This is a genomic window from uncultured Lactobacillus sp. (assembly GCF_947367125.1).
Taxonomy (GTDB): domain Bacteria; phylum Bacillota; class Bacilli; order Lactobacillales; family Lactobacillaceae; genus Lactobacillus.
Genome location: NZ_CANBCQ010000019.1, coordinates 38,031 through 44,807 on the forward strand (window position 1 = coordinate 38,031; position 6,777 = coordinate 44,807).

At 33.6% G+C, this 6,777-nt stretch carries 6 protein-coding genes and 1 pseudogene; all 7 read right to left on the reverse strand.

The window, feature by feature from the left end; translation table 11 throughout:
• Nucleotides 1–148: 148 nt before the first annotated feature.
• Entirely contained in the window at nucleotides 149–1,732 is a 1,584-nt protein-coding gene (locus Q0Y84_RS06535) for an ABC transporter ATP-binding protein (protein WP_297951795.1), read from the reverse strand.
• Nucleotides 1,729–3,324 carry an ABC transporter ATP-binding protein gene (locus Q0Y84_RS06540; protein WP_297951797.1) on the reverse strand — a complete coding sequence of 532 codons (1,596 nt, stop codon included), beginning with the start codon at nucleotides 3,322–3,324 and terminating at the stop codon, nucleotides 1,729–1,731. Before Q0Y84_RS06540 ends, Q0Y84_RS06535 begins: the two co-directional genes overlap by 4 nt.
• A 219-nt stretch (nucleotides 3,325–3,543) precedes the next feature.
• Nucleotides 3,544–3,783, reverse strand: a complete 240-nt coding sequence (locus Q0Y84_RS06545; protein ID WP_297951799.1) for a hypothetical protein — start codon at nucleotides 3,781–3,783, stop codon at nucleotides 3,544–3,546.
• A gap of 412 nt (nucleotides 3,784–4,195) precedes the next feature.
• The gene (locus Q0Y84_RS06550) at nucleotides 4,196–4,972 is read right to left on the reverse strand and encodes a sulfite exporter TauE/SafE family protein (protein ID WP_297951801.1); all 777 of its coding nucleotides are present in this window, start codon (nucleotides 4,970–4,972) and stop codon (nucleotides 4,196–4,198) included.
• 86 nt (nucleotides 4,973–5,058) lie between these two features.
• Nucleotides 5,059–5,715 carry an HI_0552 family protein gene (locus Q0Y84_RS06555; RefSeq protein WP_297951803.1) on the reverse strand — a complete coding sequence of 219 codons (657 nt, stop codon included), beginning with the start codon at nucleotides 5,713–5,715 and terminating at the stop codon, nucleotides 5,059–5,061.
• 2 nt (nucleotides 5,716–5,717) lie between these two features.
• On the reverse strand, nucleotides 5,718–6,209 hold the full coding sequence (locus Q0Y84_RS06560) for a GNAT family N-acetyltransferase (RefSeq protein WP_297951805.1): 492 nt from the start codon (nucleotides 6,207–6,209) through the stop codon (nucleotides 5,718–5,720).
• Nucleotides 6,210–6,314: 105 nt separating this feature from the next.
• Nucleotides 6,315–6,701, reverse strand: a pseudogene (locus Q0Y84_RS06565) (5,10-methylene tetrahydromethanopterin reductase); the annotation flags it as partial.
• Nucleotides 6,702–6,777: the final 76 nt, after the last annotated feature.

The following is a 6,777-nucleotide window of genomic DNA, read 5'->3' on the forward strand; positions in this document are numbered from 1 at the left end:
GATAATCAAACGCCCTAGAATCCGCATTAAATAACAGTTTTGTAGTATATTGCAATAGAAAATTACACATTTTATAAAAAGTACCCACTTTTTTGCAAATTAAAAGAAGGCACTTCTTATGCCTTCTTTCACATAAACTTATAATCTTTTATTCCTTTACCAAATGAATTTCACGGTCAAACATTTCCTGCATCTGTTTATTAAAATTATGGGCAATAAAGACAATAGTAGCTTTGCTCTTTAGTAGTTTTTGCAAAATATTCATAGTCGCAGTCTGATCAATTGCACTAGTCCCTTCATCAATTAAAATAATGTCACTGCCATGAATCTTAGATCTTGCCAATACAATCTTTTGTCGTTGCCCGCCAGAAATATTCAAATCATCCAAGTTGATTTTTTCATCGACCCCAGCCTTAAACTTTCTAATATCAGCCGCAAAATTAACTTCATCAATTACTTGGGCTACTTGCTTATCAAGTTGATTGTTGAACATCGTAATATTTTCTTTAATTGTGCCAGGAAATAAGTTGGGATCTTGTGGAATATAACCAATTCTTGACATATTAGGTTTAATCGGCAATCCTTGACTATTTTGAAATTCAACTTTACCTGCACTAGGCTTAAGTTCACCTAAAATCAATTTAAATAAAGTAGACTTACCTGCACCTGAATCTCCGGTTAATAAGATCTTTTCACCAGGTTTAACTGTAATATCGGGAAAAGTAAGTTTCTCACCATTAGGATACTGTAAGGTCAAATCTTTTGTTGAAAATGACACCGGGGTTTCTGCTTGACCAGCTTCCACTTTTTCAATCACGGTAACATCACCATCAACTTGCTTCATTAAATCTTGTGATGATTTCATAAAACTTAATGCCTGAATTGTTTGTTGCAAGCCGATCGAAATATTCGCTGCAAAATTTTGCACAGACATAATTGCACCAAAGATTACCAAATTTTTAGTAATCAAGAAAGCAGTCAATGACAATAAAATTATTTGGCCTAACATGTTACAGATTCCGTTCAAGATAATTAATTGCTGCTGGGCAGCTGTTTGCTTAACATGCGCCTGCTCTACCTTGCTTGAGGCTTTTTCACCGACTTTAAACAATTTGGCGCCAGCAAAATATCTTCTTAATTCTTCTAAGCCTGAGAACCATTTAGCTAAAACATCTAAATAACGCTTATTTTGCTCAGAAATATTATTAGTTGCTTGTTCCATTTTCTTTTGCACTAATTTAGGAACAAAATAAGAAATAATATCAATTACTACACTAGCCAAAAAGATCGACCAATTAATAGTAAGTAGAGCCACCAAGGCGGCAACAAACATCGAACCATAGAATGGCACAATTGGATACCAATCAAAGTAATTCTTTCTAACCATTTCCAAATCGTTGGTCATCCGATTTTGCACAGCAGTTACTTGATGAGTTTGACAATCTCTAAAGTAATGTGTAGCTAAACGTACTCGTACTTTTTTATTATATTCTTCTTCCTGCACCCGAATTACAAATTGGATATAGTAAATCATCCCTTGAGCGGCCAAATATAAAATTCCCATTAAGACTGTCGCAAGTAGTATTTTTATCCAGGCACGGTTTTTAACGTAAGTTAACCAGTACATTTGAATGTAACCAGCACCAATAGCTGCAACACCTGATATAACCGATAAAAAATTAATATAAATAAATCTTAAATAATTAGTTTTGATAAAGCCTTTGAAACTCATTCAACGTCACCTCGATTAGTCAATTTAATTTGTCGATCAAACATTGAAACTAACTCTGTAGAATAATTGTGTGCAATCATAATTACCGTACTTGGAGTACTCAATAAATTTTGTAATATTTGCTTCGTCCCAACACTGTCAATTGCACTGGTTCCTTCATCAATCAATAGCCAAGGTGATTGATGAATCAAGGCTCTAGCCAACACTAACTTCTGCCTTTGTCCTCCAGATAAGTTTCCTTTATCCAAATCGATCTGGCTGTCAAGACCGGCAAACATTTTGTCCAAATCTTTAGTAAAGCCTACCTGATCTAATACACCTGAAATATGACTATTTAAATCACTGTCAAACATCGTGACATTATTAGCAATTGTGCCAGGAAACAAAGTATTATCTTGAGCAATATAGCCTAATTCATCAAGATCAAAATTTAATTTTTGGTCATTATGATCAAGAAAATTGATCTCACCTTTGCTTGGCGTCAATTTACCTAAAATCAATTTAAACAAAGTTGACTTTCCAGTTCCACTGTCACCAGTAAGCAAGATTTTTTCGCCTTGCTTAACTGTAAAATTTGGATAAGATAAATACTCACCATTTTTGAATTGTAAGGCCAAATTTTTCACTTCCAGCTTGTTAATCTTCTTAACCTGATGTTGATCAGTGGCAATTTTTACTGGAGCTTGAAGGTTAGTAATCTCCTTATTCAGATCCTTGGTGGATTTAATTAAATTCCATTCCGTTACAAATGCTGAAACGCCATTCATCACAGTTGAACTAAATTGAATAGTAGTAATTACCGCACCAAAGACAATCTGACCTTGCAAATATAAGTAGGTACATAAAACCATCAAGAGCATTTGTCCCGCAATATTAACAACAAAGGTGATCATATCTGCAATAGCAATAGTTGTACCTTGATGAATAGCTGCCTTTTTATATTCGTCCGCACTTTGGTTAACTGACTCATTAAAAATATTAAAACTGGCATATCTTCGTAATTCATCCAAGCCACTCATCCACTTAGCTAAAGTGTTTAAGAACTTTTCATTTTTCTTGGTAACCTTTATCGTAGCTGATGACGTCATTTTTTCAAAAGTTTTAGGCAAAAACAATGAAATCACAGTCAAGATACCCGTCATTACAACCAAAAGCCAGTTAAATGAAAACAGGATTCCAATTGAAAAAAGCACTGCTAACAAGTACATAAAACCATTTTTAATTGGCTTTAAATAATTTTGCGTTAGTTGATCAAGATTGGCAACCAATTCATTTTGCACTTTAGCAGTCTGATCAATTTCATTTTTAAAAAAGTAGCGACTAATTTTTACACGAATTTGATGCAAATAAGATTGTGATTGCTTTCCATATAAGTAATCTGAACTAGTGATCAAGGCTAATCTAACTAGATCACAGCCAATAGCCAAACAAATAAAAATAATAAAACCAAATAAATTCATTCTCTTTAACTGGTTAAAAGCCGGGGTCATCAGATATTGTGAAGCGGCGTCGACGGCCATACCAATGATAACCATTAGAAAAATTAAAATGAATCGAGCTTTATTAACCTTAAATATCCCCTTGATGCTCATTTTCTCATCTCCAAGTAAATTAAAATATTAAAATTATATTATTGATATTTAATATTACTACTATTTTTTAATATTCAATCACTTTTTACTAAGCGGTCAAAAACATAACTTTAACGGCAGAATTATTGCTACTTTCAGCTAATTCTTTAGGAAAAACGGACAAAAAAATAGACTAGAAACTCATTATCAAGCTTCTAGTCTATTACTTTAATTCAATTTTTAACGGTAATTCTTTAAGAAATCCATCATCTTTTGATAATCTGCGTCGTGGTCTGCATCATAGGCATCGATTACATCGACAACTTTATTATCCTTGGTGATAATGCGGTACTCACGCAAGTCTTTCTTTTCATTAGCAACGACTGTGATCTCACCCTTACCTGGAGTAGAGAACAATTCTGGATTAAGTTCTTCGTTCAACTTATCTGATAATTGTTGGTTAAATGCAATTGTATTCATTTTTTGTTTTTATCTCTTTTCTAAAAAATCCAACACAGATATTATAGCACTATTAGATAACGTTGATTAATATAGTTTTATTTTTTATCCAGAAGAACTGTACCTACAGGTGGATTATGATCAATTGCACCAATGATTTGGTGTGGGATATATAACTCATCTTAGTAATCAACTTCTTCTGAACCTTTTTCTCAGTATCGTCATAGTTTAAAGACCATTGATTATTTTCAGTATGTTTGCCAAAGCTCATGCATCCCACAGCTAATGGGCGAAACCTTAATATCAGTATTGCCTAAATTTCTATATTTCATTGTTTTTACTTCCTTTAATTCACATTTTCAATATAGCACAGCAATACTTATTCAAAAAATACCAACTTATTATTTTGCATTATTACCTTTATGCATGGATTTTACTTAATTAAATTCACGACCAGCATTACAATTCCTAGGAAAACAAAGATTAAGGCAACAATCTTGTTTAACTTCTTTTCATTGATTGAATTAGCAAATTTAGCACCCAAGATTCCGGCAATCACTGCACCAATTGAGATATACAGCCCTAATAACCAATCAACATTACCTAATCTAGCGTAGCCAAGCAGTGATGATAAAGCAGTAACCACCATAATTACAGTAGAAGTTCCAACAGCTTCATGCATTGGATAATGCAAAATGAAAATGATGATGATCAAAGCCATGACACCACCACCGGCACCAACTAAGCCGCTAATTAAGCCAATACCCAGACCTAGCAAAATTAAAACTAAAGTCTGTAAATATTTATTTTTCAAATGGACACCCTTATTAGGATCAAAAGTTTGACCGCCCTTTTTTAAGGTACCTAGTCCAGAAATAATCAAAACAACAGCAAAAATAATGCTTAACGGTCCATCCGGAATATTGCCTGCCCAATGACTACCGATCTGCGCCCCAATAATTGAACCGACCGTAATCCAAAGACTAGCCTGCAAACGAACATTGCCATGACGAAAGTAGCTAATCGCTACAACAATGCTAGTGATCACATCGACCATTAGACTGGTCCCAATTGCCATATGAGAATTTAATCCTAAAAATAAAGTCAAAACTGGAACTGTTATATTAACACCGCTGGCACCAATCATACTAGTCACCATACCGGTAACTAAACCTAAAATGATCATGCCAATAATCAAATAAATATTCATTTGTTATCCTCTCAATTCAAACAATGACAACAATAATTACTTTCATTATGTAGCATGATCACTTTAAAATACAGTTTAAACGCGTTTTAGTTTACTAACTTCTGATATAGCGGTAATAATTGTTCAATCCCATCTAAAATGAAGTTTTCCATGTTTGCAACTTGATCTTGCTTTCTAAAAGCAAATTTTCCTAGTAAAAAACTAGATTGAATCGCTTCCTTATTAAATAAAATCTGCTTCTCAGCATCTGTTAAATAATCATTTAAGGATAAATGATCAGCAAATTCCATTTCATTCTTGTCCCATAAATACCAATTATCAGTTGTCCGCCCTTCTGCCCAAGATAGGATATCAGTTAATAATTCGTTATATTGTTCAGGACTATCGCCACGCTTTTGGCTCTTATAATGTTGAAACATGAGATAAACCTGCAACTGCTTCTTATCCAGCATGACACCGATACATGGACTTTTGTCTGCTAAAGCATTTAACCGATAAGCTGCCCAATAGTGATCGCGTAAATTCCAGCCATTGGTCCAGCTTTCTACATGAACTTTAGAAAATTGATCCTGAGGCAGTTTTTGATAAACGTTTATGTTTACCTTTTTCCAAGTTTGCCAAACATCTTTAAAGTCAGCCTTAATCTGAGCTAATTCATCTTCAGAATACTGCTCCTTCAATTTTTTAAAAGAAAATTCTTGGCGATCAAAAATCGCATACATCGTTTCAGTTAACTCAGTCATTTTTATAAAGTCCTTACCATATTTACACTAGTGACACCAGTTGGATCTGGAATATCGTCGCTAGTTTCACCTTCATTTTTAAAACCACGTTTTTCATAAAATTTAATCAATTTAGGCAAACAAATCAGCGAAATAGCTTGACGATTTTGTTTTTTAGCAACTTTAGCCAATTCTTCAATCAAATTCGTTGCTACACCATGTTTGCGGTATTCCGGAACGACCGCAAGACTTAAGACCATTTGATAGCGATCATCCTTTTGATTAGGATGATTTTTAAAATATAATTCATCTTCAATATAGCGTTGATCAAAAGCCGGACCAAAGATATGACCAATTACCTTGCCTTTTTCTTCAGCTACCAAAAAAGTATCAGGATAATTCTTGATTCTACCAACCATATCTTTTTCAGTTTGTTCTTTTGTCATTTTGAATGCGGCAGATTCTAGTTCTACCACTTCATCTAGATCATCCATTGTTACACTGCGAATAATCATAATTTGTCTCCCCTTATCTTTTTTATTAAAAATACCACCTTCTTATTTAGCCATCAATACATAAAAAACTGCAAAAGCTATTAACTTCTGCAGTTATCGATGTTCTTACTTACTACTCTTCCATTTTAAGGTAAATCGTTCTTTTTCACTCTTTTTTTGAAAATATTCCTTAACCTTCGAAACAACTTCTTCTCCATAAATTCTAATCGCATTCATCACATCTTCATAAGGCATTGAAGCAATTGGTAAATGAAGATAAAAGCGCGTTAATCCTAATTCTTCCATAATTTTGATAATCTTATTTGCAACGGTTTCACTATTGCCGACAAAAATAGCTTCGTTCTCACCAATTGCGTCAAGATATTGCTCATAGGTCATTTCTGTCCATTGTGGTCTTTCTTTACTTATTTGATCAACTAACAATTTAGTAGGATAAAAGTAATCCTTGACCGCCTTTTCTTTATCTTGATTCAGCCAGCCCCAAGAATGTGCGAAACTGTCAAATCTTTTGTGTAAATAGATCTTTCTCGTAAATTGATTTTTTAATTATTTATTTAATCAAAGTAGG

Bases quoted from the DNA above. Each gene is read 5' to 3' on its own strand.
- Q0Y84_RS06555 (WP_297951803.1), bottom strand. From the start codon at position 5,715: ATGACTGAGTTAACTGAAACGATGTATGCGATTTTTGATCGCCAAGAA.
- Q0Y84_RS06545 (WP_297951799.1), bottom strand. From the start codon at position 3,783: ATGAATACAATTGCATTTAACCAACAATTATCAGATAAGTTGAACGAA.
- Q0Y84_RS06540 (WP_297951797.1), bottom strand. From the start codon at position 3,324: ATGAGCATCAAGGGGATATTTAAGGTTAATAAAGCTCGATTCATTTTA.
- Q0Y84_RS06560 (WP_297951805.1), bottom strand. From the start codon at position 6,209: ATGATTATTCGCAGTGTAACAATGGATGATCTAGATGAAGTGGTAGAA.
- Q0Y84_RS06535 (WP_297951795.1), bottom strand. From the start codon at position 1,732: ATGAGTTTCAAAGGCTTTATCAAAACTAATTATTTAAGATTTATTTAT.
- Q0Y84_RS06550 (WP_297951801.1), bottom strand. From the start codon at position 4,972: ATGAATATTTATTTGATTATTGGCATGATCATTTTAGGTTTAGTTACC.